23 protein-coding genes are annotated in these 25,851 nt (G+C 68.9%); 15 read left to right on the forward strand and 8 right to left on the reverse strand.

Going from position 1 to position 25,851, the window contains the following annotated elements; genetic code table 11:
- The first annotated feature begins 27 nt into the window (after positions 1-27).
- From hemC to ACOYW6_RS06495, 3 genes are read left to right on the forward strand one after another with little or no spacing between them, the layout of a single operon-like run.
- A complete protein-coding gene (gene hemC / locus ACOYW6_RS06485; protein WP_423142989.1) occupies positions 28-942 on the forward strand; it encodes a hydroxymethylbilane synthase in 915 nt (304 codons plus the stop codon).
- The gene (locus ACOYW6_RS06490; RefSeq protein ID WP_423142990.1) at positions 939-1,655 is read left to right on the forward strand and encodes a uroporphyrinogen-III synthase; all 717 of its coding nucleotides are present in this window, start codon (positions 939-941) and stop codon (positions 1,653-1,655) included. Before hemC ends, ACOYW6_RS06490 begins: the two co-directional genes overlap by 4 nt.
- Complete coding sequence (locus ACOYW6_RS06495) at positions 1,652-2,557, forward strand: hypothetical protein (protein ID WP_423142991.1); 906 nt, start codon at positions 1,652-1,654, stop codon at positions 2,555-2,557. Before ACOYW6_RS06490 ends, ACOYW6_RS06495 begins: the two co-directional genes overlap by 4 nt.
- Here the strand turns inward: ACOYW6_RS06495 and ACOYW6_RS06500 are convergent.
- Positions 2,547-3,779 carry a UbiH/UbiF/VisC/COQ6 family ubiquinone biosynthesis hydroxylase gene (locus ACOYW6_RS06500; protein ID WP_423142992.1) on the reverse strand — a complete coding sequence of 411 codons (1,233 nt, stop codon included), beginning with the start codon at positions 3,777-3,779 and terminating at the stop codon, positions 2,547-2,549. The two genes, ACOYW6_RS06495 and ACOYW6_RS06500, sit on opposite strands and share 11 nt — an antisense overlap.
- Entirely contained in the window at positions 3,776-5,461 is a 1,686-nt protein-coding gene (locus ACOYW6_RS06505) for an alkaline phosphatase family protein (protein WP_423142993.1), read from the reverse strand. The genes ACOYW6_RS06500 and ACOYW6_RS06505 overlap by 4 nt, the downstream gene beginning before the upstream one ends.
- A 120-nt stretch (positions 5,462-5,581) precedes the next feature.
- Between ACOYW6_RS06505 and ACOYW6_RS06510 the strand changes: the two genes are divergently transcribed.
- From ACOYW6_RS06510 to ACOYW6_RS06530, 5 genes are all read left to right on the forward strand, one after another.
- Entirely contained in the window at positions 5,582-7,600 is a 2,019-nt protein-coding gene (locus tag ACOYW6_RS06510; RefSeq protein WP_423142994.1) for a protein-disulfide reductase DsbD family protein, read from the forward strand.
- Positions 7,601-7,855: 255 nt separating this feature from the next.
- Positions 7,856-8,458 (forward strand): response regulator transcription factor, encoded by a 603-nt coding sequence (locus ACOYW6_RS06515; protein ID WP_423142995.1) that lies wholly within the window; start codon positions 7,856-7,858, stop codon positions 8,456-8,458.
- 202 nt (positions 8,459-8,660) lie between these two features.
- Positions 8,661-12,542, forward strand: a complete 3,882-nt coding sequence (locus tag ACOYW6_RS06520; protein ID WP_423142996.1) for a PAS domain S-box protein — start codon at positions 8,661-8,663, stop codon at positions 12,540-12,542.
- Positions 12,543-12,607: 65 nt separating this feature from the next.
- Complete coding sequence (locus tag ACOYW6_RS06525) at positions 12,608-14,440, forward strand: glycosyltransferase (protein WP_423142997.1); 1,833 nt, start codon at positions 12,608-12,610, stop codon at positions 14,438-14,440.
- On the forward strand, positions 14,437-14,973 hold the full coding sequence (locus ACOYW6_RS06530) for an SPOR domain-containing protein (RefSeq protein ID WP_423142998.1): 537 nt from the start codon (positions 14,437-14,439) through the stop codon (positions 14,971-14,973). Before ACOYW6_RS06525 ends, ACOYW6_RS06530 begins: the two co-directional genes overlap by 4 nt.
- Here ACOYW6_RS06530 and ACOYW6_RS06535 read toward each other — a convergent pair.
- From ACOYW6_RS06535 to ACOYW6_RS06545, 3 genes are read right to left on the reverse strand one after another with little or no spacing between them, the layout of a single operon-like run.
- Positions 14,970-15,386: an ATP-binding protein gene (locus ACOYW6_RS06535; RefSeq protein WP_423142999.1), complete on the reverse strand. Its 417-nt coding sequence runs from the start codon at positions 15,384-15,386 to the stop codon at positions 14,970-14,972. The genes ACOYW6_RS06530 and ACOYW6_RS06535 overlap by 4 nt on opposite strands.
- Positions 15,379-15,702 carry an STAS domain-containing protein gene (locus tag ACOYW6_RS06540; protein ID WP_423143000.1) on the reverse strand — a complete coding sequence of 108 codons (324 nt, stop codon included), beginning with the start codon at positions 15,700-15,702 and terminating at the stop codon, positions 15,379-15,381. The genes ACOYW6_RS06535 and ACOYW6_RS06540 overlap by 8 nt, the downstream gene beginning before the upstream one ends.
- Positions 15,699-16,925 carry a PP2C family protein-serine/threonine phosphatase gene (locus ACOYW6_RS06545; RefSeq protein ID WP_423143001.1) on the reverse strand — a complete coding sequence of 409 codons (1,227 nt, stop codon included), beginning with the start codon at positions 16,923-16,925 and terminating at the stop codon, positions 15,699-15,701. The genes ACOYW6_RS06540 and ACOYW6_RS06545 overlap by 4 nt, the downstream gene beginning before the upstream one ends.
- A 121-nt stretch (positions 16,926-17,046) precedes the next feature.
- Between ACOYW6_RS06545 and ACOYW6_RS06550 the strand changes: the two genes are divergently transcribed.
- Positions 17,047-17,325, forward strand: a complete 279-nt coding sequence (locus tag ACOYW6_RS06550; RefSeq protein ID WP_423143002.1) for an Hpt domain-containing protein — start codon at positions 17,047-17,049, stop codon at positions 17,323-17,325.
- Here ACOYW6_RS06550 and ACOYW6_RS06555 read toward each other — a convergent pair.
- Both ACOYW6_RS06555 and bcsS read right to left on the reverse strand, forming a co-directional pair.
- On the reverse strand, positions 17,322-18,086 hold the full coding sequence (locus ACOYW6_RS06555) for a glycoside hydrolase family 16 protein (protein WP_423143003.1): 765 nt from the start codon (positions 18,084-18,086) through the stop codon (positions 17,322-17,324). The genes ACOYW6_RS06550 and ACOYW6_RS06555 overlap by 4 nt on opposite strands.
- A gap of 88 nt (positions 18,087-18,174) precedes the next feature.
- Positions 18,175-18,882: a cellulose biosynthesis protein BcsS gene (bcsS, locus tag ACOYW6_RS06560; RefSeq protein WP_423143004.1), complete on the reverse strand. Its 708-nt coding sequence runs from the start codon at positions 18,880-18,882 to the stop codon at positions 18,175-18,177.
- A gap of 202 nt (positions 18,883-19,084) precedes the next feature.
- On the opposite strand from bcsS, the gene ACOYW6_RS06565 reads away from it, so the two are divergent.
- Together ACOYW6_RS06565 and ACOYW6_RS06570 are read left to right on the forward strand one after the other, a co-directional pair.
- Positions 19,085-19,879, forward strand: coding sequence for a tryptophan 2,3-dioxygenase (locus ACOYW6_RS06565; protein WP_423143005.1), 795 nt, complete (start codon positions 19,085-19,087; stop codon positions 19,877-19,879).
- Positions 19,876-20,982 (forward strand): class V aminotransferase, encoded by a 1,107-nt coding sequence (locus ACOYW6_RS06570; RefSeq protein WP_423143006.1) that lies wholly within the window; start codon positions 19,876-19,878, stop codon positions 20,980-20,982. Before ACOYW6_RS06565 ends, ACOYW6_RS06570 begins: the two co-directional genes overlap by 4 nt.
- Here ACOYW6_RS06570 and queF read toward each other — a convergent pair.
- Complete coding sequence (gene queF, locus ACOYW6_RS06575; protein WP_423143007.1) at positions 20,979-21,452, reverse strand: preQ(1) synthase; 474 nt, start codon at positions 21,450-21,452, stop codon at positions 20,979-20,981. The two genes, ACOYW6_RS06570 and queF, sit on opposite strands and share 4 nt — an antisense overlap.
- A 147-nt stretch (positions 21,453-21,599) precedes the next feature.
- On the opposite strand from queF, the gene ACOYW6_RS06580 reads away from it, so the two are divergent.
- The 4 genes from ACOYW6_RS06580 to ACOYW6_RS06595 are packed head-to-tail and all read left to right on the forward strand — an operon-like array spanning position 21,600 to position 25,821.
- Positions 21,600-22,766: a hypothetical protein gene (locus ACOYW6_RS06580; RefSeq protein ID WP_423143008.1), complete on the forward strand. Its 1,167-nt coding sequence runs from the start codon at positions 21,600-21,602 to the stop codon at positions 22,764-22,766.
- A 43-nt stretch (positions 22,767-22,809) separates the two neighbouring features.
- Positions 22,810-23,649, forward strand: a complete 840-nt coding sequence (locus ACOYW6_RS06585; RefSeq protein WP_423143009.1) for a sulfurtransferase — start codon at positions 22,810-22,812, stop codon at positions 23,647-23,649.
- A gap of 4 nt (positions 23,650-23,653) precedes the next feature.
- The gene (metC, locus tag ACOYW6_RS06590; RefSeq protein ID WP_423143010.1) at positions 23,654-24,865 is read left to right on the forward strand and encodes a cystathionine beta-lyase; all 1,212 of its coding nucleotides are present in this window, start codon (positions 23,654-23,656) and stop codon (positions 24,863-24,865) included.
- Complete coding sequence (locus ACOYW6_RS06595) at positions 24,862-25,821, forward strand: mechanosensitive ion channel family protein (protein WP_423143011.1); 960 nt, start codon at positions 24,862-24,864, stop codon at positions 25,819-25,821. The genes metC and ACOYW6_RS06595 overlap by 4 nt, the downstream gene beginning before the upstream one ends.
- The last annotated feature ends 30 nt before the right edge of the window (positions 25,822-25,851 follow it).

Below are 25,851 nucleotides of genomic sequence, written 5' to 3' on the forward strand. Positions count from 1 at the left end.
CGCAATCGTGCCTAGCACAAGCGCGCGATGACCGCCCTTCCCCAACCCCGCCTGCGCCTCGGCACGCGCCGCTCGCCGCTTGCCATGGCCCAGGCCGAGGAGGCGCGGGCGCGCCTGTGCGCCGCGCATGGCTGGGACGAGGGCGCGGTCGAGCTTGTTCCCGTGACCGCCAGTGGCGACCGGATTCAGGACCGCCCCCTGGCCGAGCTCGGCGGCAAGGCGCTGTGGACCAAGGAACTGGACGCCTGGCTGGACGAAGGCCGGATCGACATTGCCGTCCACTCGGCCAAGGACGTCGAAACGGTTCGCCCGCCGTTGCTGTCCATCGGCGCCGTACTGCCGCGTGCCGACGTGCGCGACGTTCTGATCGGCGCCGCGACCATCGCCGCCTTGCCGCAGGGTGCGCGGGTCGGCACCAGCGCGCCGCGCCGCGCTGCGCAGCTTCTGCATGCCAGGCCCGATCTGCGCGTCGTCGGCTTTCGCGGCAACGTCGCCACCAGGCTGGCACGGCTTGCCGCGGGCGAGGCCGATGCCACGCTACTTGCCGCCGCCGGTCTCGAGCGGCTTGGCGAAACGGGCGTTGGCCACCCGCTTGCCGCCGAGGATTGGCTGCCGGCGCCGGGCCAGGGTTGCATCGCGATCGAGTGCCGCGCGGCAGATACCGCCGTGCAGGCGTTGCTTGCCGCCATCGATCACGCGCCGAGCCGGGCCGCGCTTACCGCCGAACGGGCGCTGCTCGCCGCGCTGGGGGGCAGTTGCCACAGCCCGATCGCGGCACTGACCAGCGGCGCGACCTTGCGATGTGCGCTGTTCTCGCCCGACGGGGCCGAGCGGATCGAGGGCGAGATCGCGCTTGCCGATGACGAGGCGCCGGCGCGGCTCGCCGCCGACCTGCTCGCCCGCGCCCCTGACGCGATCGCAGACCACTTCGCCGGGCCGTGACCGCACCGCTGGCGATCATCCGCCCCGAGCCGGGCTGGCGTGCCAGCGCCGCAGCGGCACGTGCGCTGGGGCTGGACGTGATCGGCGCACCTTTGTTCGCGGTAAGCCCGGCGGCCTGGGAGGTGCCCGACGCCGCCACGATCGACGCCGTTGTGCTGGGCAGCGCCAATGCCCTTCGCTACGGCGGTGATGGCCTGGCAGGCCTGCGCGCGCTCCCGGCCTACGCGGTCGGCGCAGCAACGGCCGCAGCGGCACGTGCGGCGGGTTTCCGCGTCGTCGCAGCGGGCGCCGACGACCTTCAGGCGCTGGCAGGGACCATCGATCCCGCGCACCGCCGGCTGTTACGGCTGTCGGGGCGGGATCGAGGCAGTTTCACGCCGCCGCCGGGCACCATGGTGATCGATCGGACCGTCTATGCGGCGGAAACCTTGCCGCTTCCGCGCGACTTTGCCGCGGCACTGCGCGATCGCGCGGTCATCGCGCTTCATTCGCCGCGTGCGGCGCGCCATTTTGCAGCGGAGTGCGACAGGATCGGCATCGATCGTTCGCGCCACGCGGTCGCCGCGCTGGCCGGCCGGGTCGCAGCGGCAGTCGGCCATGGATGGGATGCCGCGCGCGTCGCGGACGTGCCCACCGATGCCGCCCTGCTGGCCTTGGCCGCCGAGATGTGCAAGACCGCCCGCCCCAACACCAACAAGTCGCCAGGCCCGTGATCGACGACCCACGCCCCGTCCCCGTCCATACCCCGCCCGCCAGTGGACGCGGCCGCCTGCTGTTCGCGGCGGTCCTGTTGCTCGCCGGCGCGTTGCTTGTCGGCTGGCTTGGCTGGAGCGGACGCTTGCACACTCTGCGCGACCTGATGGCGCGCCCGTCGGCGGTGCCGACCCAGTCCGCCGCGGCGCTCCCGCCACCCACGCCGGCGGCCACGGTGGCACCTGCCGACGCCGTCGCGGGTTTCGACCGCCGCCTGGCCGCGCTCGAAACCCAGTTGGCCCAGATCGGAGTCGCCGCGCAGGCCGCGTCGGGCAACGTCAGCCGTGCCGAACGCCTGCTTGTTGCCTTCGCCGCGCGCCGCGCGGTGGAGCGCGGGGTGGCGATGGGCGATATCGAGCCGCAATTGCGACTGCGGTTCGAAGAATCCCATCCGCAAGCGGTCGCCGCGGTGCTGGCCGCTGCTGCCAGCCCGGTCACGCAGGACCAGCTCGAAAGCCAGCTCGACGCCATCGCCCCCGATCTTTCGGGCGCGTCCGACAGCGGCTGGGCACGGTTTCGACGCGAAGTTGGCACGATCTTCACAATCCGCCGGGATGGCCGCCCATCGCCTCGTCCGGTCGACCGCGTCGAGCACGCCCGTCACCTTTTGGCGAGCGGTAACTACGACGGCGCTGCCGACGAGATCGCGCGCCTTCCGGACGCGGCCCGTGCGCGCGACTGGATCGCCGCTGCCCGCCGCTTCGGCGCGGCGGAAAAGGCGCTCGACCTGATCGAGACTGCAGCGCTGCTGGAGCCTGGACAACCGCTGCTGCCAGCGCTGCAGGCGCAACCGGCAGTACAGGCTCCGACACAACCGCAAGCGCAGCTACAAGCCCAGCCGGTCCCCCAGACTACCCCTTGAGCAGCTCGGGCAGCGCGCCGGAAACGCCGCGCGCCTCGTCCATGAAGAAGCGCTTCAGCACGCCGCTACGCTGGACCGCCCCCATGCCAAGCCGCCGCATCGCGCTGGGCAACCGGCCCGGTATGCCGAAGAGCCGGGTCAATGCGTCGGTGACGGCCGAAACGGTGAAACCGTCGAGCGCGCGCCAGCGTTCGTAGCGGGCGAGCACCTGGGCGTCGCCGGGCTCAAGGCCGAGGCGGGCAGCGTCCGCAATGCATTCAACCAGCGCCGCCGCATCGCGCAGCCCGAGGTTCAGGCCCTGCCCGGCGATCGGGTGGATGCCGTGGGCGGCGTCGCCCACAAGCGCGAAGCGGGGCGCGGTGATCCGCGCGGTGTGGTGAAAGCCGAGCGGATAGCTCATCCGCGGTGCGGACAGGGCGATGTCGCCAAACACGCCGTGCATCCGCCGCGCGACTTCGCCCAGGAAGGCGGTGTCGGACAGCGCCAGCACCCCGGCGGCGTCCTTCTCCGCGACGGTCCAGACCAGCGCGCTGCGGTGGCGGCCGTCGGGCAGGTCGGTCAGAGGCAGCAGGGCGAACGGACCGGCCGGATAAAAGATTTCCCAGGCCACGCCGCCGTGCGGCTGGGCGTGCGTGAGGCCGGTGACGATGGCGCGGTGGCGATAATCCCACTTTGCCACGGCGATCCCGGCATCCTCGCGGCTGGGCGAGCGGCGCCCCTCGGCCCCCACCAGCAGGCTGGCGGCCAGCGTACGTCCGCCTTCCAGCGCAGCGGTTACGCCGTACGGCCCCCGCTGGGTCGAGGCGGCGCGGGTGCGGCTGTGCCAGGTGATCAGCGGCTCGGCCCGGGCGGCCTCGAACAATGCCAGGCGAATGTCGCGATTGGCGAACATGCGCCCGAGCGAGCCTTCGTTCGCATCGGGACGGAAATCGATCCGACCCGGTTTCATCCCGTCGCTGACCGCGATCGCCTCGATCGGGCAGCCCAGCGGCTCGAGCCGGTCGGCCAGGCCGATGCGCGTGAACAGGTTCCAGCTTGCCGTCGAAATTGCGCTCGCGCGGCCATCGGCGCCTTCCGCGGTCAAGTCGGCCGGGTCGGCCGGGTCGATGACGTGGCTGGACAGCCCCTGGCGCGCAGCGGTGAGCGCCAGGGTCATGCCGACCAGGCCGCCGCCAAGGACGATCAGGTCGGCACGCTCCGCCTGCGGCGCGGCGGCGATCATGGCGCCACCGTGCACGTGTTGCCGGTACCCGGGTCGAGATCGAGGCAGCGCCCGTCGAACTGCCCTTCGGGCACCTTGAGCCCGATCAGCGCGGCAAGCGTCGGCGCAATGTCCACCGTTTCGACCGGGGCAGGCTGTTCGAACCCCGGCATCCCCTTGCGCCAGAACAGCATGGGCACGCGGCGGTCATAATCGAAAACGCTGCCGTGCGTGGCCGTATAGCCCGGTGCCGGCGTCACGATCGGCACCACAGCGCGATCGAGCAGGACGACGACGTCGCCCGAACGCTCGTTGTCGAAAGAGGCGCGGGCACGCTCGCGAATGGTCCAGTCCTGCGGGTTGCCGGCGGGCATCGGCGTCCCGGCCAGCTCGGCGTGACTGAATGCGGCGGCGACTTGCGGGTGCGCGCGCAGCCGGGCGAGCAGCGCCGCGGTCGCCTTTTCTTTCTGCGCCGGGCTGAGCGAAGCGGCCCAGTAGAGATCGCCGAAGGGCGCGTCGCCCAACAGCAGCGGACCGCTGGACGACAAGCCGAGCTGGGCGCCGATCGCCTTGGCGAGCGCGCCGGGCGTCAGGGCCGGGTCGACCCGCACCGCGCGGGGCAGCGCCTGCTCGTCCAGCCTCTCGGGGGCGTCGAGACCGCCATGATCGGCGGTGAGCACGACCGCGTAGTCGATTCCCCGCGCATCGAGGTGCGCCAGCAGCCGGCCGATCGACTGGTCGAGCGCGGCCATCTGGATGCACATCTCGGCCCCCTCGTTGCCAACCGCGTGGCCGATATAGTCGGTAGCAGAGAGCGAGACCGAGAGGACATCGGTGGCCGCGCCCTTGCCCAGGTTCAGCTGGTCGACCAGCCGGCCGGCGAGGTCGACCGTCGCGGCGTCCATGCGGGGCGAAACGCGAAACAGGTCGGGCTTGTTCGGCTCTAGCGCGAAGCGGCCGCGCCCGATGGCGCCGGCCGGCCCGGCGGCGACCGCACGGTCGTAACGGGCGCAGGCCGGTGGCAGCGCCAGCGGCCCGGCGCCTTTCGCCAGAACCCCCGCAATCTGGCTGTTCTCGGTCATGGCGGCGGCCACCGGCGTGACGCCCTTGAAAGTGACGAAGCGGTCGCCCTTCCACCAGTAGCCGGCATCGATGACGTGACCGCCCATCATCACCACCGCACGATCCTTGGCGGAGACGGCGACGTTGCGGCTGGCGGGGTTCGCCGCCTTCACCAGTTCGCCCAGGGTCGGAACTTTCAGCAGCCCCGCGGAAACGACCGGATCGCGCGAGGTGCTGGCGGGGTCCGACAAATCCTCGCTGCAATAGACGCGCTTGTCGGCGCGGGCGATGCCGGGGACGAACCAGTTGTTCGAGATGATGCCGGTGCGGGCCGGGTGGGCGCCGGTCATTATGGTGGAGTGGCCCGGGCACGTTTCGGTCGCCGCGTGCGACTGGAAGCCGGACGGAAAAACGGCCCCGGTCAGCAGCTTGGCCAGGCCGGCGCGGTAGGTTTCACGGTACTGCGCGAACAGATCGGCCGAAAACTGGTCCACGGCGATGGCAAGCACCAGCCGCGGTGCCGGGCGTGGCGCCACAGCCGCGGGAGCGGGAGTGGCGGGCGGAGCTGGATCGGCCAGCAGGGGCGCAAACGCGGTGCCTGCCATCAGCGCGGTGCAGGCAAAACGAAGCAGCGGACGCATGACGGCAGATTCCTTGAAAAGCAGTGGCAAACCCGGCACAGCCCTGATGGCCGCAGCCGGCGCAGCGCGCAAGGGTGCGCGGCGGGCCGGTGCGAACTGATTGATGAGGGATCCGGACGGATGCGCGGCGCTGCGATGCGGTTGATGGCGATGCTCGCCGCGGTCCTGGTCGCGGCGCTTGTGCCCGCCCGCGCGGCCGAAACGCATATCGCTGCGCACCTGGTGGTGGCGCACCCGGCTGGGCCCGGCGAAAACGCCATGCTGGCGATCGCGATGACGCCGGCGCCTGGATGGCACGGCTATTGGTCCAACCCTGGCGACGCGGGCCTTGGCATGACCCTCGACTGGGCGCTGCCAACAGGCGCCGTGGCCGGCTTGCCGCGTTACCCGGTGCCGACGACGCTGATTGTCGGCGGCCTGATGAACCACGTCTACGCGCGCCCATACGCGTTGCTGGTACCGCTATCGGTCCCCATCGACGCGCGCGGCGGGCAGGTGCTGCCGCTGGGAGTCGAGGCGCACTGGCTGGCCTGCACGGACCAGGTCTGCGTTCCCGAACAGGCGCGCCTGACGGTGAAGATGACGGTCGGTGCCGGTCCCGACGACCCGCGCCTGGCCGAATGGACGCGCGCCCTGCCCGCGCCGCTGGGCGCCGACGCGCGCTACGCCCTGACGGGCGATCGGCTGCGGCTGGCCATCCCGTTCCCGGCCAGCCAGGCGCTGGCGGCGCCGCACGTTTTCGTCGCCCAGACCGACCTGGTCGATTATGCCGCGCCGCAATTCTTCTCACGCCGCGGCGACGTGCTGATCGCCGAGTTGGCGCGGGCCAAGTATCCCGGCCCGGTGCCCGCGGGGATCGACGCTGTGCTGCGGCTGGACGATGGCGGCGGCGTTGCCATACGCGCGCTGACCGGCGCTGTGCCGCCGCCCGGAGCGGCGCTGACGCCCGCCCGTGACCCGAACTATGCCTGGCTGGTCGTCGCGGCGCTGCTCGGCGGGCTGATCCTCAACATCATGCCCTGCGTGTTCCCGATCCTGAGCCTAAAGGCGCTCAGCCTGGCGCGCGCCGTCGGCGACGAGCGTACTGCGCGCCGCGAAGGCATTGCCTATGCAGCGGGCGTCATCTTCGCCTGTACCGCGCTCGGAGCGCTGCTGCTCGCGCTGCGCACCGCGGGCGAGGAAGTGGGCTGGGCCTTTCAGTTGCAGGAGCCCGCGGTCATTGTCGCCCTGGCGCTGCTCGCCACCGCCATAACCGCCAACCTGGCGGGCGCGTTCGAGCTGGCGCTGCCAGGGCTTGGTTCGGGCGGCGGTGCGCGCGGAGCCTTCGCCACCGGGCTGCTCGCCGCCTTCGTCGCCACGCCGTGCACCGGGCCGTTCATGGCCACCGCGATGGGCGCGGCGCTGCTGCTGCCGCTCCTGCCCGCGCTGCTGCTGTTCGCGGCGCTCGGCCTGGGCCTGGCGCTGCCGTTCCTCGCCATCGCCTTCGTGCCGTCGCTGCGCCGGCGGCTGCCGCGCCCGGGCCAGTGGATGGAGACCTTCCGCCACGTCCTGGCCGTGCCCATGGGGCTGACTGCGCTGGCCTTGCTGTGGCTCGCCGGGCAGACCGGCGGGCGCGCTTTCCAGTTCGCAGTCGCGGTGCTGGCGCTGGCGCTGGTGGCACTGCTGGTCGCGATCGGGCGGCGTCAGCGCGCGGGGCTTTCCGCCGGTCCGCTGGCCGGCGCGCTGGGCGCGCTGCTGCTCATGACCGTGCTGGTGCCGCGCCAGGTCTACGCGCCGCCGCCGCCGTCCAGCGGCGAAGGCCTGATGCCGGCCAAGCCGTTTTCGGAAGCAGAGCTCGCCGCCCAGCGCGCCGCCAAGGCCCCGGTCTTCGTGTGGATGACCGCGGACTGGTGCCTGACCTGCAAGGTCAACGAGCGGGTCGCGATCGAGCGCACAGAAACCCGCGATGCTTTCGGCCGCGCCGGCATCGTCGTGCTCAAGGGTGACTGGACGCGCCGCGACCCCGCGATCACCCGCTACCTCGAGCAGCACGGCGCAGCCGGCGTGCCGCTCTACGTCTTCTATCCGCGCGGCGGAGGCGAACCGCGCGTGCTGCCGCAAGTGCTAACCCCGGCGACGCTGAGGGCGCTGGCGGACTAACCAGCAGCCGGCAAAATTTTCCCGGCCGCAAGCGGTCCCCTGCCCGGGGTGGGCGGACCCCCGGGTCGCCGCGCCCTGCGCCGACAGGGTTAATCCTCCGGAACGGAGATGATCCGCGCATCTACGGAGCGCGGCTTTACCCGCATATCGCGCACTTCTGCGACTCCTAAGCCTCTAAAACGGCTGGGTCTTCGCTCGTGGCGTGTGCGGGGTCGGGGCAGGTCCCTAGGCGTTAACCAGTAGAGGATACCCTCCATGGCACGTCGTCACACGATCCTGCTCGTCGACAGCAACACCCGCCGCCGCGCTGCCATCAGCCATTGCCTGGTCGGCTCGCACTTCCACGTCGAACCCTTCGAGGACCTGGACGAGATCGGCGCGCGCTGGCCGCGGGAAGGCGTCATCCTGGTCTACAACGACGACCGCCCGGTGCGCGATTTACTCGAGCGCATGACGTCCAGTGGCCGCTGGCTGCCGGTACTGGCCTTCAGCGAGGAGCCAAACGCGCACAAGGTGGTCGAGGCGGTCCTCGACGGCGCGCTCGACTACCTGGTCTGGCCGTTCGACGGGCCGCAACTTGACCAGGCACTGGAACGTGCCGAACATTCGGACAGCGCGGTAGGCAACGCACGCCTGCGCGAGGCGCGGGCACGCAGCCGCCTGCGCCGCCTGACCCCGCGCGAGCGCGAGGTGCTGACCGGGGTCGCACGCGGGCTTTCGAACCGCCAGATCGGCGAGGAGCTGGCGATCAGCCCGCGCACCGTCGAAATCCATCGCGCCAACATGCTCAGCAAGATCGGCGCCGCCCATACCTCCGAGGCGATCCGCGTGGCGGTGGAAGCTGCGCTGGTGGACTGAGGCCTTCTCCCCGGCCGCGTTGCCGATCGATCACAGCGACAAGCGAAATCGATTGGCGCCCGCCGCCCGTAAACGGTAATGTCGGCGCCAGGCCTCATCGGGGGCATGCATCCGAACGGCCGATCGGCGCGTAACGGGTGAGTTCAGGGGCAGCCCGGCCGCATTGCGCGCGACCCGGCACGTGTGGCGAAGGGTCCAGCAGGTGGGTCGACTCAAGCCGATCGAATGGGGCGCATTAGCGATCGCGGCGGTACTCTATACCGTCTTCGCCTATATTTCGGTGACCTTCACGCGCGGCGTGGGCGGGTTTTCGCTGTTCTGGCTGCCGGGCGGCTTTCTGATCGGGTGGTTGCTACGACGAAGGCGGGCAATGGCGCTGCCCGCCGTGCTGCTGTGCCTGGTCGTGCAACTGTGCGTCTTTCTCACGCTCGGCTACCCGATGGTCAACACGGTGGCGCGCGCCTCCGCCCATGCCCTCGACGCCTTGTTGACGCTGGTCATCTTGCGTCGCGGGCTTGGCGCACGGCCCGACATGGCCCAGCCGCGCAGCCACTTGTGGCTGCTGGCTGCAGTGTCGATCGCGGTGGCGATCGGGTCGGTCGTGGCAGGATTCCTCGTCCTGGGTCAGCCCGGCACGTTCGAAGCCGGCCTGGCGCTGCGGTGGTTCGCGCACAATGCGCTCAGCCTGCTGCTGATCCTGCCGATCACGGTCGTGATGATCGACTTGTGGCGCGGACGCGCGCAAATGTCGGTGGACGACTGGCGGCACATCGCGATGACCGTCGGGGTCGTCTCGGTCGGCACGCTGGTGGTGTTTTCGCAAACCGCCATGCCGTTCCTGTTCCTGGTCAGCCCGCTGCTGCTCTACGGGGCGTTTCGTGCAGGCCTGGCCGGATCGGCGTTTGCGATCATAGCCGTCACCGTGATAGCCGCGGGTGCGACCTTTTTCGGTCATGGCCCGATCATGCTGGTCAGGGGCGGCGCAGAGATGCAGACGCTGGCCCTGCAGGTCTTCCTGGTCGCCAGCTTCCTCATGTGCATGCCGGTCGCCGCGATCCTGCACGAGCGCGACCGTGAGCGGAGGGCTGCCGCCGCCGCGCGCGACGAGATCCGCGAGATCGTCGACAACGTCCGCGACATCATCTTCCGCACCAATGCAGCGGGCGAATGGACCGCGCTCAACCGCGCCTGGGAAGACGTCACCGGCTATAGCGTAGAGGAAAGCCTGGGCACGCCGACGACCACGCTGCTGCATCCCGACGACATTGCCGAAACGCGCGTACTCTACCCGCGCCTGGCGGCCGGCGAGATCGACGAATTGCTACTCGAACAGCATTTCATCGCCCGCGATGCCAAGATTCGCAACATCGTGGTGAAGGTTCGCCGCGTCGTTGATGCCCAGGGCCAATTCGCCGGCACCATCGGCAACATTGCCGACGTGACCGACATGGTGGAGCGTTCCCACGCCCTGGCGCGCAGCGAAGAGAATTTCCGCCTCATCGCTCAGAATACCCCGGTCGGGCTGTTTCGCGCCGATCCCAACGGCCACTTGACCTACATGAGTCCCAACTGGATGGAGCGGCTGGGGCGCAAGCCGGGCGAACTGCTTGGCGATGGCTGGCTCAAGACCCTGGCCGACGTTTCGATGTTCCGCGATCAGCCGATCTGGCTCGATTTCAAGCCCGGCGAAGTGCGCCGCCGGCGCATTCCGTTCCGCGCCGTGGACAGCGGCGTGGTCTGGATGGACGTCTACACCTCGGCCGAATTCGACGACGACGGCAAGGTGGTCGAGTACAACGGCGCTGCCGTCGATATCACCGAGCAGCGCGAGGCGCTGGAGCGCCTGGGCGAGAGTGAACAGCGCTTCCAGGCGCTCACCAACTTGTCTCCCGCTGGCATATTCCGCACCGACCCGGCGGCCATGCTGACCGACGTCAATCCCACCTGGCTGAGGCAGTCGGGGCTTGCAGCCAATCGCTGGAGAGGCCGCGCGTGGCTGGCGGGCGTCCATGCCGGCGACCGCGAACGGGTCGTCGGCGCGCTGCTGAACCTGGCCGAGCACGGCGGCGAAGCGCGTTTCGAATATCGCTGGGTCCATCGCGACCGCAGCCAGGTGATCGTCGACGTGCAGTGCCAGGCGGAACTCGATGCGGCCGGGCGGACCACGGGGATCGTCGGTGTTGCCATCGACGTCACCGATCGCCACCGCGCCGCCGAGGCGCTTGCCGCGAGCGAGGAAGAACTGCGCCTGATTACCGACAATGTCACCGACTCGGTGCTGCGGCTCGGGCTCGACGGCGTGTGTCTCTATGCGTCTCCTTCGGTCGAGCGTCTCTTCGAACTGCCGGCTTCGGCGCTGATCGGCCATGTCGTGCTGACCGAATTCCATCCCGACGACGAAGAACTGGTCGAGGCCACTTTCGCGCGCCTGACCTCGGGTGAAAGCGATTCCGAAGTCATCGCCTTTCGCTCACGCTCGCCGATCGACCGCGATCGCTACCGCTGGATGGAGGCGAGCTGCGCGCTGATCCGCGACGCGGCGTGGAGGCCCAAGGAAGTGCTCGCTTCGCTGCGCGACGTGTCGCGCAACAAGGCGCTCGAGGCGCAACTGCGTGCCGCCCAGGCCAGCGCCGAGGCCGCGACCACCGCAAAGTCGGCCTTCCTCGCCAACATGAGCCACGAGCTTCGGACGCCGATGAACGGCGTGATCGGCTATACCAACCTGTTGGCCGAGACCGACTTGTCGGCCCAGCAGCGCGAACAAGTCGAGGCGATCAGCGAATCGAGCCAGGCGATGATGACGCTGCTCAACGATATCCTCGATCTGTCGAAGATCGAGGCCGGGCAGATGGAGATCGTCAACGAGCCATTCGATCTGCCGCACAAGCTGCGCGGCGCGGTGCGCCTGGTCGAGTCCGTGGCCCGCGCCAAGCAGATCCAGTTGTCCGTCGACGTCGACCCGGCATTGCCGCGCTGGATCGCGGGGGATGCCCTGCGGCTGCGCCAGATCGTGCTCAACCTGGTTGGCAACGCGGTCAAGTTCACGCAGCACGGCGGGGTCGAGGTGGCCGCGCGCAAGGCGGCCGACGGCAAGACCTTCACCGTCGCGGTCAAGGACACCGGCATGGGCATAGCTCCCGAGAACCTGACCGCGATCTTCGAGCAGTTCGCACAAGCCGACAATTCGATCGCGCGCCGCTTTGGCGGGACCGGGCTTGGATTGTCCATCTGCAGCCGGCTGGCGGCGATGATGGGCGGGAGCATTACGGTCGAAAGCACGGTGGGCGAGGGTTCAACCTTTACCCTGACCCTTCCTCTTGAGCCGGCAGTCGCGCCCAGCGGCGTCGATTCGGGTCCGGCGGGCGATGCAGCCGGTTCGGAACGGCAGATTGCCGGCGCCCATCTGCTGGTGGTCGAAGATAACGCCATCAACCGCGGCTTGATCGCGGCTATCCTGGGCGCGGTCGGGATCAAGCCGGCGATGGCTACGAATGGCCGCGAAGCAATCGACGCCGTGGAAGCTGCGGCCAAGGCGGGCGCACCCTTCGACCTGGTGCTGATGGACGTGCAAATGCCCGAGATCGATGGCCTGGCCGCGACGCGTCATTTGCGCAACCACGGCTTCGACCCCGCCACGCTGCCGATCGTGGCACTGACAGCCAACGCCTTTGCCGAAGACATTGCCCAGTGCCGGGCTGCGGGGATGCAGGCGCACCTGGCGAAACCGATCGTCAAGGCAGACCTCTATGCCGCCATCGCGCGCCACCGGGTGCGGCGCCTAGGCACCGCCCAGGCGCTGGAGGAGCAGGACGCCAACCAGGACCTGGAGGCAATGTATGAGCGGCTGCGCGGAGACTTCCTTGCTCACCTTGCCGCGGCACGCCAGGACCGGGATGCCGACACCGCCGCGCTGCAATCGCTGGCGCACCAGGTGGCCGGTACCGCGGCGCTGTTCGGAGAGGCGGCACTGGCCGAAGCAGCCGCCAATCTCGACCGCGCGCTGCGCACCGCAAGCTCGGTAACCGATTGCCGTGCCGCCGTCGCGCAATGGGACAATGCCATCACCGCTGCCGCACAACCGTGACCGCCGCCTTGCATGATGGCGCCTCCGCGCTAGTCCCCGACCCTTCCGACCAGCAGCCGAGCACCATGACCGCCGCATCCGACGATTTCTATTTCCGGCGTTTCGAGGACCGGCGGCCGCCGGCACCGCTGCCCTACTCGCGCGCGATCGAGTTGATCTGGCAGACCCTGGCGGTGTTTTGCCTGCTGGCAGGCGCGCGTTACATGTGGTGGCGGTGGACGGCATCACTCAATTTGCACGCGGTATGGTTCTCACTGCCGCTCGTGCTGGCGGAAAGCGCCGCCTACATCGGCTTGGTCCTGTTCGTGATGAACTTGTGGAAGGTGCGCGATTATCCGCGCCGCGCCCCGCCGCGCAATTTCGTCGAGTGCGTCCGCGCCGAGGAGATGGTCAATCGCCGGATCGCGGTGGACGTCTTCATCGCCACCTACAACGAGGACGAGGAACTGGTCCGCCTCTCGGTCCAGGATGCCAAGGCGATCCGCTACCCGCACCCGATCGATCTAAAGGTTTACGTCCTCGATGACGGTCGCCGGCCAACAATGCGCGCCGTGGCCGAGGAAGAGGGCATCGGCTATATCACGCGGGACAACAACATCGGCTTCAAGGCGGGCAACCTGCGCAACGCGATGGAGCAGACGAGCGGCGACTTCATCGTCATCTGCGATGCCGACACGCGCCCGTTCCCGACGATCCTGGAACGTACGCTGGGCTATTTCCGCGATCCCGATGTCGCGCTGATCCAGACCCCCCAGTGGTTCTACGACTTACCCGAGGGCGTCACGCTGCGCGAAGCCTGGGGCAAGCGCGCGGGCAAGCTGGGCTACGCCGTCGCCAAGGCCGTCGAGACGGTGTTCGGTGAAATCCGCGTCGGAGAGGACCCGTTCGTCAACGATCCGGCGATGTTCTATGACATCATTCAGCGTCGCCGGAACCCGTGGAATGCCGCGTTCTGCTGCGGAGCCGGATCGATCCACCGGCGCGAAGCGGTGATGTTCGTCGCGCTGCGAGAGTTTTCGGAAGCCGTATCGCGCGCCTCGGGCGAACAGCGTTCGCGGCTTGGCCGGATCGCCCGTCTGCGCAAGGGCGACAGCGAGGAACAGATCGCGCTGGCGCGCTGGAAGGCGGTCCAGGAAGAGGAACTGACACCTTACAAGTTCCACGTCTCCGAAGATATCTATTCGACCATCGTACTGCACCAGGACACCGGCCGAAACTGGAAGACGGTAATGCACCCGGACGTCGAATCCCGGATGCTGAGCCCGCAGGACCTGCTGACCTGGACGATCCAGCGCTACAAGTACGCCGGCGGCAGCCTCGACATCCTGTTCCACGACAACCCCGTGCTGCGCCCGGGGATGACCTTCATGCAGCGCATGATGTACCTGGCGACGTTCTGGTCTTACCTGGGCGCGCTCTGGAACCTGGTGTTCCTGGTCTCGCCGGTAATCTACCTTGTCAGCGGGATCGCCCCGGTCGACGCGTACACCGGTGACTTTTTCGGCCACGCGCTGCCGTTCCTGATCCTCAACGAACTGGCCTTCCTGTTCGGGACCTGGGGCCATTCAGGCTACAAGGGCAAGGTCACGTACCTTGCCAGTTTCCCGCTGTCGCTGCGGGCGCTCTGGGCGGTAGTGCGCAAGAAGAAGATCTCGTTCCCGGTTACGCCCAAGGCGCGGCAGGAGGGCAACCACCTGCACCTGGTCTGGCCGCAGATAGCGATCATGATGCTGACGATCCTGGCTTTCGCCTACGCAGCGATCCTGTTCGCACTCGGCCACGGGCCCTACACAACGGGCGGCATGATCGCCAACGGTCTGTGGGGCCTCAACAACGTGCTGGCGATGGGCATCATGGTGCGCGCGGCGTTCTGGAAACCCGCGGAGGACCGGGCATGACGACGATCGCCGAAGGGCTGCGCAAGGGGCGCAGCCACCTCATCATCGCCGCCGCGCTGGCGATCGGCGGCACGCTGGTGGTCCGGATCGAGGATCGCACGCTCAACCGCGAGGCAGGCAATCCGGTACCGCATCAAGATTTCGTCCCGCGGGCGGTCGGTTCGATTACGATGCCGATGGCGCCGCTTCCCCCTGCAATCGTGCCGACGCCTGCGGCCGTTCCGGCAACCGCGGCTGCGCCGCCCGCCTCAACCCCGGCACCCACCCAGCCGGCGGCAAACACGCCCCACGCCGATCGTGCGGGACGTGACATCCAGCTTGGCGCCTTTGACAGCAATGCCGTCGCGCAGGAGCGCTGGTCAGGTCTGGCACAGCGCTTTGCGATACTCTCGTCGCTGGACCACAGTGTCGAAACGGTGAGCTCCCGGCATGGAACGGTCCATCGTCTGATCGCAGCCGCGCCCGATCTTGCCAGCGCGCGCGACGTTTGTGCCGCGGTGCGGCGCGGCGGCGCGGCCTGCTTCGTTCGCTAGGCGGTAAGCGTCTTGACCAGCCGCAGCCGGTTGACCGATCCCGCACGACTATAGTCGGCCAGATCGACGCAGCTGCGTACGATACCAAGTCCGCGCCCCTCGGTCGCGTCGAGCGGCGCCGTCCGGCACAAGGCGAACAGGTCGGCGGGCGCCGGCCGGCCCTCGTCCTCGAGCAACAGCGCGACTTCGCCCCGCGCGATCTCGACGGCAAGGCGGATGACCCCGCCGCCGGTTTCCTCGTAACCATGCTCGACGATGTTGTTGGCCGCCTCGACCATTGCCAGCTCGAGGTCGAAGACGCTCATCTCGTCGACACCGGCGGTGTTGCAGCACTCACGCAGGAAGGCGGCCAGGTCGCGCACCCCCAGGTGCGTCGCCGCGGCCACGCAGGTCTGGGGCGAGCCGTCAGCCATTCAAGGCGTCGCGCGCCGAGGCCGCATCGTCGGCAAGGACGAACAGGCTGTCGAGCCGGGTAATCTGGAACAGGCGTCGCACGCCAGGGGCGGCACCGACGACCGCGATCCGCCCCCCCTCACCCATCTGCTTGAGGAGCGAGACGAGCACCCCCAGCCCGGTCGAATCGACGAACTGGACTTGGGACATGTCGAGCACCAGGCGGCGCGTCGAACTTCCCAATGCGTCGCTCATCGCCTGCTTGAACGCGGGCGCGGCGGCGGCGTCGATGCGCTCGTCCGGAACGGTAATTTCGAGCACGGCGGGGTCGGTCATCGGCGATCCTCATGGCAGCATTCAAGCACGAGCACGGAGACATCATCGGCAAAGCCCGTAGCTGGCCGCTTCGCGTCCAGCGCGCGATCGATCGTGCCAACGAGATGCGTCAGCGAATCGTTCCGCCCCGTTTCCAGGATTCGCGACAGCGCCGGACTGACATCGCCATCCCCGCCATCGCCGTCGAGCGTGTCCTCAACCCCGTCCGACAGCAGCAGCAACCGCGTACCGGGGCCAAGCCGGACCATCTCGGGCCGGAACGTGGCATCGGCGAACCAGCCGAGCGGAAAGCCCCCGTTCGCTTCCTCGCCGACGCGCCGCGCTCCGCCGGCGTCGCAGGTCAGGGCCGGCGGATGGCCGGCGCGAACGATCCACGCTTCGCTGGCGGAGGGATCAGCGATACCGACGATCATCGTCGCATAGCTGTCGTCGCCGCGTTCCGCGATCTCACGGTTGAGCGCTGCGATCGCATCGGCCAGCGCCTCGGGGGAGGACGAGCGGAACTGCTTGAGGCGGTGGTGGAGGTGAAAGCTGTCGAGCGCCGCGGGCACGCCGTGCCCGCGCACGTCGATGAGGAAGAACAGCACATGCGCGTCCTCCAGCGGCATGACCCCAATCGAATCGCCGCCGAGCACCGAGGCCGGGTGATAGATCGAAGCGATGTCGAGCGCGCCCGCCGCCCCGTCTGCCGGCAGCAGCCGGCGGTGCAAGGCCGCGGCGGCATCGATATCGGCCTGGACCGCGTCGAGCGCGCTGCGAGCGCGGCGATGGGCGGCGCCGACCAGCGCGGTGCGCCGCGCCAGGCGGCGATGCAGGCGGCGGTTGCGGCGCGTGCTTTCGACCGCAAGCTGAAGCTGCAGTGCGTCGATCGGCTTGCGCAGGAAATCGTCGACGCCGGCAGCCAGCGCGGCGCCGATCGCGTCGCCGTCCTCGTCGGCGGTGATCATGGTGATGTGAATGTGACGCTCTCGTCCATGCTGGGCACGGGCGCGGCGCGCCAGCTCCATCCCGTCCATTCCGGGCATCTGCCAGTCGGTGATAAGCTGGTCGAACTGACCCTTCGCCAGCAGTTCCAGCGCCCGTTCCCCGCTGTCGGTCGTCTCGGTCCGGCAGCCATGGCGGCCGAGCTGAAGCGCAAGATACTGGGCCAGCAGCACGTCATCGTCGACGACCAGCACGTTGAGGCGATCGATCGCGGCAGAAGAGGGGGAAGATGTGGCCATGATTCCTGTTCGGCACCATTGCCGCTGCGACCGTCCGCGTCCATCCGCACATGCGCCCGGCGGCGCAAAATCGGCCCGGCCGTGTTGCCACCGCCACGCGGGTCGGGAATAGCCTGCGTGCATGAGCGACGAATACGAAGAGCAGATGGCGGCGCTGCGCGGCCAATTCATCGACCAGCTGCGTGCGGACGCGGCGGAGCTGGCGGCGCTTTCGGCCGCCGGCGATGTTTCGGCGATCGGCGCTGTCGCGCACCGCATCGCCGGGATGGCGGCGGTATTCGGCTTCGACGATCTGACGAGGCTGGGCAAACTGGCCGATCGAGCCGCGCGCAGCGGCGCGGACACCGAGGCGATCCCGGCCTTCGTCGCGGCGGTCCAGGCCGCGTTCGCAGCCGGCTAGGGCTGCCACACCCGGATCGAATCGACCTCCATCGTGGCGGGAAAGCTGGCATCGGCGATACCTTCGGCGCCCGCCCAGTCGCCGCCGACCGCGACGTTGAGGATCAGCGCCATCGGCCGGTCGAGTCCGACCGCCGGAGCGATGAATGTGACCCGCCCGTCGATCCCGAACACGACCCGGTCCGGCGTCCAGAGCACCTGGTAATCGTGGAAAGCGTCGTCCGCCTGCCGCGTGACGGCTACCGGCTGATTACCCCGGCGAAAATTGGCAGCGCGGGTCTGGATGCCCTGGCGAACTTCATCGGGCCGGTGACCGGCCAGTTCGGCAATGTCGATCTCGCCGCCGTCCCAGCGGAAGTCATGGCGCTCGGGCAGCAGCCAGATTGCGGGCCAGGCCCCGCGCACGCGCGGCAGGCGCGCGCGCACAGAGAAGAAGCCGTAGTGCCAGCGGGCATGGCCGGCGGTGGTGATCCGCGCGGACGTATAGCCCTGTCCGCCCCAGTCCGACGGACGTGGCGGACCTGGCGGATGAGCGACTGCGCTGATCCGCAGCTTTCCGTCGGCGACACGTGCCGCATCACTGTCCGCATGGGCGTAATATTGCCGCTCGCCGTTGTACCAGCCGCGCTTGTTGAGGTCGGTATCATGGGACCAGCGGGTCGCGGACGGCGCGGTGCCGCTGTCGAACGTTTCGGCATAAACCTCGCGATAGCCCGCTGGCACGGCCAGTTCGGCGCCGACGTCAGGCACGGGCGTGCTCATCGCCGGTGCCTCGACATGCGGGATGCAGCCCGACGACGATACGGCGGACAATGAACCTGCCAGCAGCGCAGCGCGCAATCGACCCGCGTCAGAAAACGTGACTGATGCCGACCGACGCATAAGGCTTGGCGCTGCGCCCGGTCTGGAAACTGGCGCCGCCCGACAAGCTGATTTCGGCCTTCGGGCCAAGCCCGGTGGTGACGAAGGCGCCGACCGCCTCCTGCGTGTAGATCCGGTCACCCTGGACGATGCCCTCGATCCCCATCCGGGTGTTGTGCGCCGCGTTGACCCGTTTGCCGAGGCGAGCCTGCGTAATATAGGTTCGGTCGTTCACGCCCAGCGATCCGAACCAGCCAAGCCGCCAGTCCTGGCCGTAAGCCCCGTCGGTCTGCAGCGCGAGGTCGTAGCGGGTGCCGCGCATCCGGTTGGCCGGGTCGCTCGGCGTCAGGCTGGTGTGGGTGATCCGAGGACCGGCCCCGAAGTTGGCCCAGCCCCAGTCGCCCGAAGTCTGGTAGACAGCCGCCAGTTCGGCCGACGCGTAATTAGCCCGCACCGTCCCGACCGTGCCCGATTCGTATTGATAGCGGCCGCCGCTGCCACCGGCGCGGATCGCCCAGCCTTGACCCAGCCGCGAACCGGGCAAGGAAAAGACGCCGCCGGCATAGCCGTTAATACCGTCGCCATTACCCACGCCGCCGCCGGCATAGACCACGCCGCTGTCGTCGGCAAAAGCGGCCTGCGGCACCGCGAAAAAGGCGGCGCCCAGCATCATCAGCGAAATTGCAGCCTTGGGCATAATCGGGTTCACATCCTCAATCGGGGTGCGAAATATCCCCCCGTTTTCACGCTGTCGTATGGCGGGCCGTGCGGCGCGGCGCAAATCGATAAGCGCGGTCACGGTAACGATCTTTACGCCCCTGTGTCCGCGAAGGCCCGCATGGCGCCGCAGTGCGCCGCAACAGCTTGCAATTGTAACCATCGCGCGGGAAGGAAGCGACATGACCGAGCCGCCGATGACCTATGCCCGCTATCTCGATCTCGACATGCTGCTCGGCGCGCAGCACCCACTGTCGGACTGCGATGACGAGCAGCTGTTCATCATCATCCACCAGGCCAAGGAGCTGTGGCTCAAGCAGCTGATCACCGAATTGCACCTGGCAATATCGCAAGTGCGGGCCGACGCACTGGTCCCAGCTTACAAGGCCCTGGCGCGGGTGAGCCGCATCCAGGCCGTGATGACACTGTCCTGGGATGTGCTGGCGACGATGACGCCATCGGACTATTCGCGCTTCCGCCATGTTCTCGGCCCCAGCTCGGGCTTCCAGTCGGACCAGTTCCGCACGGTCGAATATCTCCTGGGCCTCAAGGATGCCCGGTTTCTCGACTATCACCAGGATCGGCCCGCCGCACACGCGGCACTGGCCGCGGCGCTGGCGGCGCCAAGCCTGTGGGACGAGGCCATCCGCGCCGCAGCGCGCGCGGGCCTGGCGATCCCCGAGGCCTTGATCGCGCGTGACGTGTCCCGGCCCTATGAGCCAGACCCGGCCGTCGAGGCGGCATTTCTCGAGGTCTACCGCGATACCGATCGCTATTGGGATCTCTACCAGCTCGCCGAGAAGCTGGTCGACATCGACGACGCTACCGCGACCTGGCGGCACAAGCACGTGCTGACGGTCGAGCGTGTCATCGGCGGCAAGCGCGGCACCGGCGGCACCGCAGGTGCGGCCTACCTCCATTCCACGTTGGGCAAGCGCGCCTTTCCCGAGCTGTGGACGCTGAGGACCGCGCTGTGACGTACAAGCACTTATTCGCGCGTGCGCTGGCGGCCGCGCCGGAACGCCTCCACTTCGCGGCTCACAGCCACCACCTCTGGCCCGATGCCAGCCGCGACGGCCAGGAAGAGGCCTGGGAGGACGGCGTGCGCCTGGCCGATCGCAAGTGGGACAAGGTGATGGGCCCGATCTGGGCCGAGGCCCAGCGCGAGATCGCAGCCGAGCTTTGCCTGCCCGATCCTGCCACAATCTGTTTCGCGCCCAACACGCACGAACTGGCGGTCCGGCTGGTTTCGGCGCTGGCGGCCGAAACGCCGCGCATTCTGGCGACGACCGGCGAGTTTCACGCGTTCCGCCGCCAGGCGCAGCGCTGGCACGAGGCCGGCCGGATCGAACTTGTGGAAGTGGCGCCCGAAAACCTCCTGGCTTCCGCGCGGCGCGGCGGTTTCGACCTTGTGTTTGCCAGCCATGTCGCGTTTTCGACCGGGCAGGTGCTGCCCGGCCTGGAAAACTTGGCGGCATTGGCCGCGCCGGACGGCCCCTGGATCGCGATCGACGGCTACCACGCTTTCATGGCGACGCCCGTGGACCTGTCGGCAATGGCGGAGCGGGTGTTCTACCTGGGCGGCGGCTACAAGTACGCCATGAGCGGCGAAGGTGCCGCGTTCATCCATGCGCCACCAAGCTTTGCGGCGCGCCCGGTCTTCACCGGCTGGTACGCCGCCTTCGATGACCTTGCAGCGCTGCCCGGTCACGTTGGCTATGCGCCCGACGGGCGCCGGTTCCTGGGCAGTACGTTCGATCCGTCGGGGCTTTACCGCTTCGTCCACGTGCGCCGGAGGCTGGCGCGCGAGGAGCTGACGACGGCAAAGATCTCCGCGCATTGCGATGCCCTGAAGGCGCGCTTCGCCGCGGCCGGACTCCTAGGAAATTACACGCAGATTGCCGATCCGCAGGCACGTTTCCTGGCCTTCAAAGGCGAGCGCGCCGCCGCGCTTCACGCCGCCCTGATGGAACGCCACGTCATCACCGACGTGCGGGGCGACGTGCTGCGGATCGGCTTCGGGCTTTACCAGGATGCTGACGACGTCGATCGGTTGATCGCGATCCTGCGCGCGGCCTAGCCGCGGCCGCGATACGGCGCGACGCCCTGGTCCGGCACCCACAGGCCGCCGGGCGCCGGGCCGCTCTGCCAGAACACGTCGATCGGAATTCCGCCGCGCGGGTACCAATAACCGCCGATGCGCAGCCAGACGGGTTTCATCTCGTCCACCAGGCGCTGACCGATGCCGACGGTGACGTCCTCGTGAAAGCCGCAGTGGTTCCGGAACGAGCCGAGGAAAAGCTTAAGGCTTTTCGATTCAACGATGGTTTCGCCCGGCGCGTAATCGATGACCAGGTGGGCAAAATCGGGCTGGCCAGTAACCGGGCACAGGGACGTGAATTCGGGCGCAGCGAAGCGCACCATGTAAAGCGAACCCGCCCGCGGGTTGGGCACGTAGTCGAGCACGGCCTCTGCCGGGGACGCCGGCAGGCGGCTGGTCTGGCCAAGGTGCAACGGGGCGGCTTCGGGCGCGATTGGTGTGTCTGCCATGCAACGCGCGTAGCCCCGAACGCGCGCGGTGCACAAGACGATGGTTGGAACTGGCAAGTTCAAGGCCTATTCAGCCGGTCGCCGCAACGAGGCCGGCACTACAGCAGACGAGATATGCCAGGGATTCGTACTCTTCCCTTTTGCGCAGTGGGCGCCGCGCTCTCGCTGTTGGCGAGCGGCGCGGCTGCGCAGTCGGTCAACGACTATCGCCTGCCCGGCGCTCCGACTGCGAATCCGCGCGTCCAGGGCCCGGTCACGCCCGACAACCCGGTTATCCTCTCCCCTCGCCCGAGCCAGAGCCCTAGCGCCACCGCCGCGCCGGCTCCCGCGCCTGCGCCGGCCACGCGCGCTCCGTCGCCGGCGCCGTCTGCCGCGGCACGGCCTGCCGGTGTGCCTGGCAACGCCCAGCCCGGCCCGTTCCTGGTACCGCGTCCTGCTCCGTCCGCGAGCGCCCAGGCCGCGCGCCCTGCGGCGACCGGCACCGCACCATCGTCGACGGCGACGCAGGATCCGGGCGCCGCGCTCGGCCTGCCGCCGTTCACGCCGGCAAGCAGCCCGGCGCCGACTTACGCGCCCATCGCGGCTGCGCCGCCGGCCGCCCCTGCCGCCACGTCTTCCTGGCCGCTCATCGCGGGAACGGCGGCGGCCTTGCTGGCGATCCTGGGCGGGGCGTTGTTCTGGCGCCGCCGCCGCGCCGAAGAAGCCGATCCAGTGGTCAATTTCGTGCCGCCGGTGGTTGCGGCGCCGCCTGTTCCGCCGCTCGAGCCCGCGCCGGCGCCGGCCATGGCAGCGCCCGTTCCGCCGCCTCCGCCGGCTGGACCCGCGCCGCGCGGAATCGGGCTGGTGGTGGAGGCAACGCGGATGAGTGCGTCGCTGATTGCTACCACGCTGTCCTACAAGCTTACCCTCACCAATCACACCGACACGCCGTTGTCGGCCGTCGCGATCGAGGGCGACATGATCGCCGCGCAGGCGCAAGTGCCCCAGGAGCGACAGGTTGCCCTGCCGACCCAGCGTCTTGAAGGGCGGTTCGAACTGCCCGAGCTTGGTCCCGGCGAAAGCGCCGAGTTCAAGGGCGATATCCGCGTGCCGCTCAACACCATCGTGCCGATCCGCGCCGGCGCGCAGGCGCTGTTCATCCCGCTCGCCCGCTTCCGCGTCGAGGCGGGGCGCAATGGCAGCGGCCGGATGGCGGTGAGCCGAACCTGGGTCGTCGGCGAAGAACCCGAGGCGCCCGGCGCACCGCTCAAGCCGTTCCGCCTCGACCTCGGACCGCGTACCTATTCGCGGCTGGGGCAACGCGCGGTCAACTGAGCGCCACTGGACGGCGGGCGGCGCGGTGCGCTAGGCTGACGGCATGGACGATCTGGTCTCGACCGAATGGCTGGCCGCTGAGATCGGCGCAGATAACCTCCGTATCGTTGACGCCAGTTGGCACCTTGCCGATGCCGGGCGCGATGCTGCCGCCGAGTTCGCGGCCGGCCACATTCCCGGCGCCGTCTTCCTCGACCTCGGAACGCTTGTCGACACGGCCTCGCCCGTCGCCAACATGCTGCCGTCGGCTGCCGCCTTTGCCGAGCGGGTACAGGCCCTGGGGATTTCCGACACCGACCGCGTCGTCCTGTACGATGACAGTGCGGTGAAGACTTCCGCCCGGGCCTGGTTCATGTTTCGCCTGTTCGGCGCCGGCAGCGTCGCCATCCTCGATGGCGGGCTGGCCAAATGGAAATCCGAACGGCGCGAACGCGTTGGCGGGGCGGCAGACCTACGCAAGGCCCAGTTCACGGTCCGCGCCGACACGGGCGCCATTCGCAGCCAGGCCGATATGGTCGCCAACCTCGACCGCCGGGTCGAGCAAGTTGTCGATGCGCGCGGCCCCGCCCGTTTCGCCGGCGCCGAGCCGGAGCGCGCGGGCGTAACCCCCGGGCACATTCCCGGGTCGATCAACCTGCCCTATCCCCGGCTGTTCGCACCTGACGGTACGTTCAAGGACCGGGCCGGGATAGTGTCCGCTTTCAGGGACGCCGGCGTCGACCTCGCGCGGCCCGTTACCACGACGTGCGGCAGCGGGGTGACCGCCGCCGTGCTGCTGTTCGCCTTGCACCGTGTCGGCAAGACCGACGTCGCGCTTTACGACGGCAGCTGGACCGAGTGGGGCGCCGATCCCGCTACTCCCAAGGCAAGCGGGGCGGCATGATCCGGTGAGCAGCGACGATGATAACGACAAGGCAGGCACCGGCACCCGCGCAGTGGGCGCCGGGCGACGGGCGGAGTGGACCGGCGCGGTGGTCAACCCGCCGGTCTGGCGGGCCTCGACCCACCTCTATCCCGACATGGCGGCGCTGCGCTCGGGGCCGGCAACGAACGAGGACGGGCGCTTCTTCTACGGCCGCCGCGGCGGGCCGACACAGTGGTCGCTTGCCGAGGCGCTGACGCAGCTCGAAACCGGGGCGGCGGGCACGATGCTCTATCCCTCGGGCGTGGCGGCGATCGCGGGCGCGCTGATGGCGGTACTGCGCCCCGGAGACGAGCTTCTGGTCTGCGATAACGCCTACGAGCCGACCCGGGCCATGGCGACCGGGCTGCTGACGGATATCGGCATCACCAGCCGGTTCTTCGATCCGTCCGAGCCGGCGAACCTGGCCCGGGCGCTTACCGACAAGACCCGCGCGGTCATGCTGGAGAGCCCCGGCAGCCTGACGATCGAGGTCTGCGACATCCCGGCGCTGACCGCGCTCGCGCGTGAACGCGGCGCTGTTTCCATCATCGACAACACCTGGGCCGGGCCGACTGGCTTTGCCGCACTCGAACGCGGCGCCGACATCGCCGTGATGAGCCTTACCAAGCACGTCGGCGGCCATTCGGACCTGATGATGGGATCGGCCAGCGCGGGCGAAGCGCTCTATGCCAGGCTGCGCAAGACCGCGCAGGCGCTGGGCCAAGTCGTTTCCCCCGACGATGCCGCGCTGGCGCTCCGCGGGCTGCGGACCCTGCCGCTGCGGCTTGACCGCAGTACTAAAAGCGCGCTGGCCATCGCGCGCCACCTGACCGGCCGCCCCGACGTGGCCCGCGTGCTTTGCCCGATGCTGCCCGGCAGTCCCGGCCACGAACTGTGGCAGCGCGATTTTTCGGGCGGATGTGGACTGTTCTCGCTCGTCCTCAAGGGCGGTGACCGCGGCCGCCGCGACCGTGTCATCGACGCGCTAAGGCTGTTCGGCATCGGCTATTCGTGGGGCGGGTTCGAAAGCCTTGTTTCGCCTGTCGACCCTGCCTCCATTCGCAGTGCTGGCGCCTGGCCGCTGGCAGACATGGATCCGGCCGACCGTTTCGCGATCCGGCTGTCGATCGGACTGGAGGACACCGCCGACCTCATCGCCGACCTCGACCGCGCGCTCGACGCCAATCCGGCGTGAGGAACCCCGCAGCACCCTTTGCCAGCCAGGTTTTCGGGCCCGACAGCGCGGTTACCCGCGCGGTAATCTGGCTCGATCGCGTCGGCTTCGACGTTGGCAATCACCGCATATCGCTGTGGGGCGGGCTGGTGACCGTGATCGTCGTGCTGGCGGTGTTCATGTTCGCTCGCCTGGGCAGCAAGCTTGCCAAGCGAGCCTTCGCGCGCATCACCCGGTTCGATGCGACACAGCAGTTGCTGGGCGAAAAGCTCGTTTCGCTGGGCATCTGGCTGGTGGCAATCCTGGTCGGGATCGACATCCTGGGAATCAGCCTGACCGCGTTGACGGTATTTTCCGGCGCCTTCGGCCTTGCGGTCGGTTTCGGCCTGCAGAAGACCTTCGGCAACCTGATCGCCGGGATCATCCTCCTGATGGACCGTTCGATCAAGCCGGGCGACGTGATCGCAGTAGGCGGCAGCGGCGCGGCGACGGTCGGCCAGGTCAAGAAGATCGGCATCCGCGCGGTGTCGGTCACCACGCGCGACAAGATCGAGTACCTGATCCCGAACGAGAACCTGATGACCAGCCAGGTCGAGAACTGGTCGTTCTCCAGCCGGGACGTGCGCGTCAAAGTGCCTGTAGGCGTCGCTTACGGAACCGACATCGATGTGGCGGAAAAACTCATGCTGGAGGCGGCGCGAAGCTGTGCGCGCGTTCTCGACGTCCCGGCGCCCTCGGCCTGGCTGAAGGCATTTGGTGACAGTGCAATCGAGTTCGAGATCATGGCATGGATCCGCGATCCGGAGGAAGGTGTCGGCAACGTGCGGTCCGAAGTGCTCAAAGCGGTGTGGCGCGCATTCCGTGACGGCGGCATCGAGATTCCCTTCCCCCAGCGCGACATCCACATCCGCGACTGGCCCCGCCGCGACGCCGACGCCCCCTCCTTCGAGGACGACGGAAAGCCACCGACAAGCTGATCTAGGGATACGCCAAGCCATTCTGGCTGG

The sequence above is a fragment of the Parablastomonas sp. CN1-191 genome (assembly GCF_049354825.1).
Classification (GTDB): domain Bacteria; phylum Pseudomonadota; class Alphaproteobacteria; order Sphingomonadales; family Sphingomonadaceae; genus Novosphingobium.

Excerpts from the sequence above, each read along its gene's own strand:
- ACOYW6_RS06505 (WP_423142993.1), bottom strand. The coding sequence starts at position 5,461 with ATGCGTCCGCTGCTTCGTTTTGCCTGCACCGCGCTGATGGCAGGCACC.
- ACOYW6_RS06530 (WP_423142998.1), top strand. The coding sequence starts at position 14,437 with ATGACGACGATCGCCGAAGGGCTGCGCAAGGGGCGCAGCCACCTCATC.
- ACOYW6_RS06550 (WP_423143002.1), top strand. The coding sequence starts at position 17,047 with ATGAGCGACGAATACGAAGAGCAGATGGCGGCGCTGCGCGGCCAATTC.
- ACOYW6_RS06535 (WP_423142999.1), bottom strand. The coding sequence starts at position 15,386 with ATGGCTGACGGCTCGCCCCAGACCTGCGTGGCCGCGGCGACGCACCTG.
- hemC (WP_423142989.1), top strand. The coding sequence starts at position 28 with ATGACCGCCCTTCCCCAACCCCGCCTGCGCCTCGGCACGCGCCGCTCG.
- bcsS (WP_423143004.1), bottom strand. The coding sequence starts at position 18,882 with ATGCCCAAGGCTGCAATTTCGCTGATGATGCTGGGCGCCGCCTTTTTC.
- ACOYW6_RS06515 (WP_423142995.1), top strand. The coding sequence starts at position 7,856 with ATGGCACGTCGTCACACGATCCTGCTCGTCGACAGCAACACCCGCCGC.
- ACOYW6_RS06525 (WP_423142997.1), top strand. The coding sequence starts at position 12,608 with ATGACCGCCGCATCCGACGATTTCTATTTCCGGCGTTTCGAGGACCGG.
- ACOYW6_RS06555 (WP_423143003.1), bottom strand. The coding sequence starts at position 18,086 with ATGAGCACGCCCGTGCCTGACGTCGGCGCCGAACTGGCCGTGCCAGCG.
- ACOYW6_RS06585 (WP_423143009.1), top strand. The coding sequence starts at position 22,810 with ATGGACGATCTGGTCTCGACCGAATGGCTGGCCGCTGAGATCGGCGCA.
- queF (WP_423143007.1), bottom strand. The coding sequence starts at position 21,452 with ATGGCAGACACACCAATCGCGCCCGAAGCCGCCCCGTTGCACCTTGGC.
- ACOYW6_RS06540 (WP_423143000.1), bottom strand. The coding sequence starts at position 15,702 with ATGACCGACCCCGCCGTGCTCGAAATTACCGTTCCGGACGAGCGCATC.
- ACOYW6_RS06545 (WP_423143001.1), bottom strand. The coding sequence starts at position 16,925 with ATGGCCACATCTTCCCCCTCTTCTGCCGCGATCGATCGCCTCAACGTG.
- ACOYW6_RS06500 (WP_423142992.1), bottom strand. The coding sequence starts at position 3,779 with ATGATCGCCGCCGCGCCGCAGGCGGAGCGTGCCGACCTGATCGTCCTT.
- ACOYW6_RS06565 (WP_423143005.1), top strand. The coding sequence starts at position 19,085 with ATGACCGAGCCGCCGATGACCTATGCCCGCTATCTCGATCTCGACATG.
- ACOYW6_RS06510 (WP_423142994.1), top strand. The coding sequence starts at position 5,582 with ATGCGCGGCGCTGCGATGCGGTTGATGGCGATGCTCGCCGCGGTCCTG.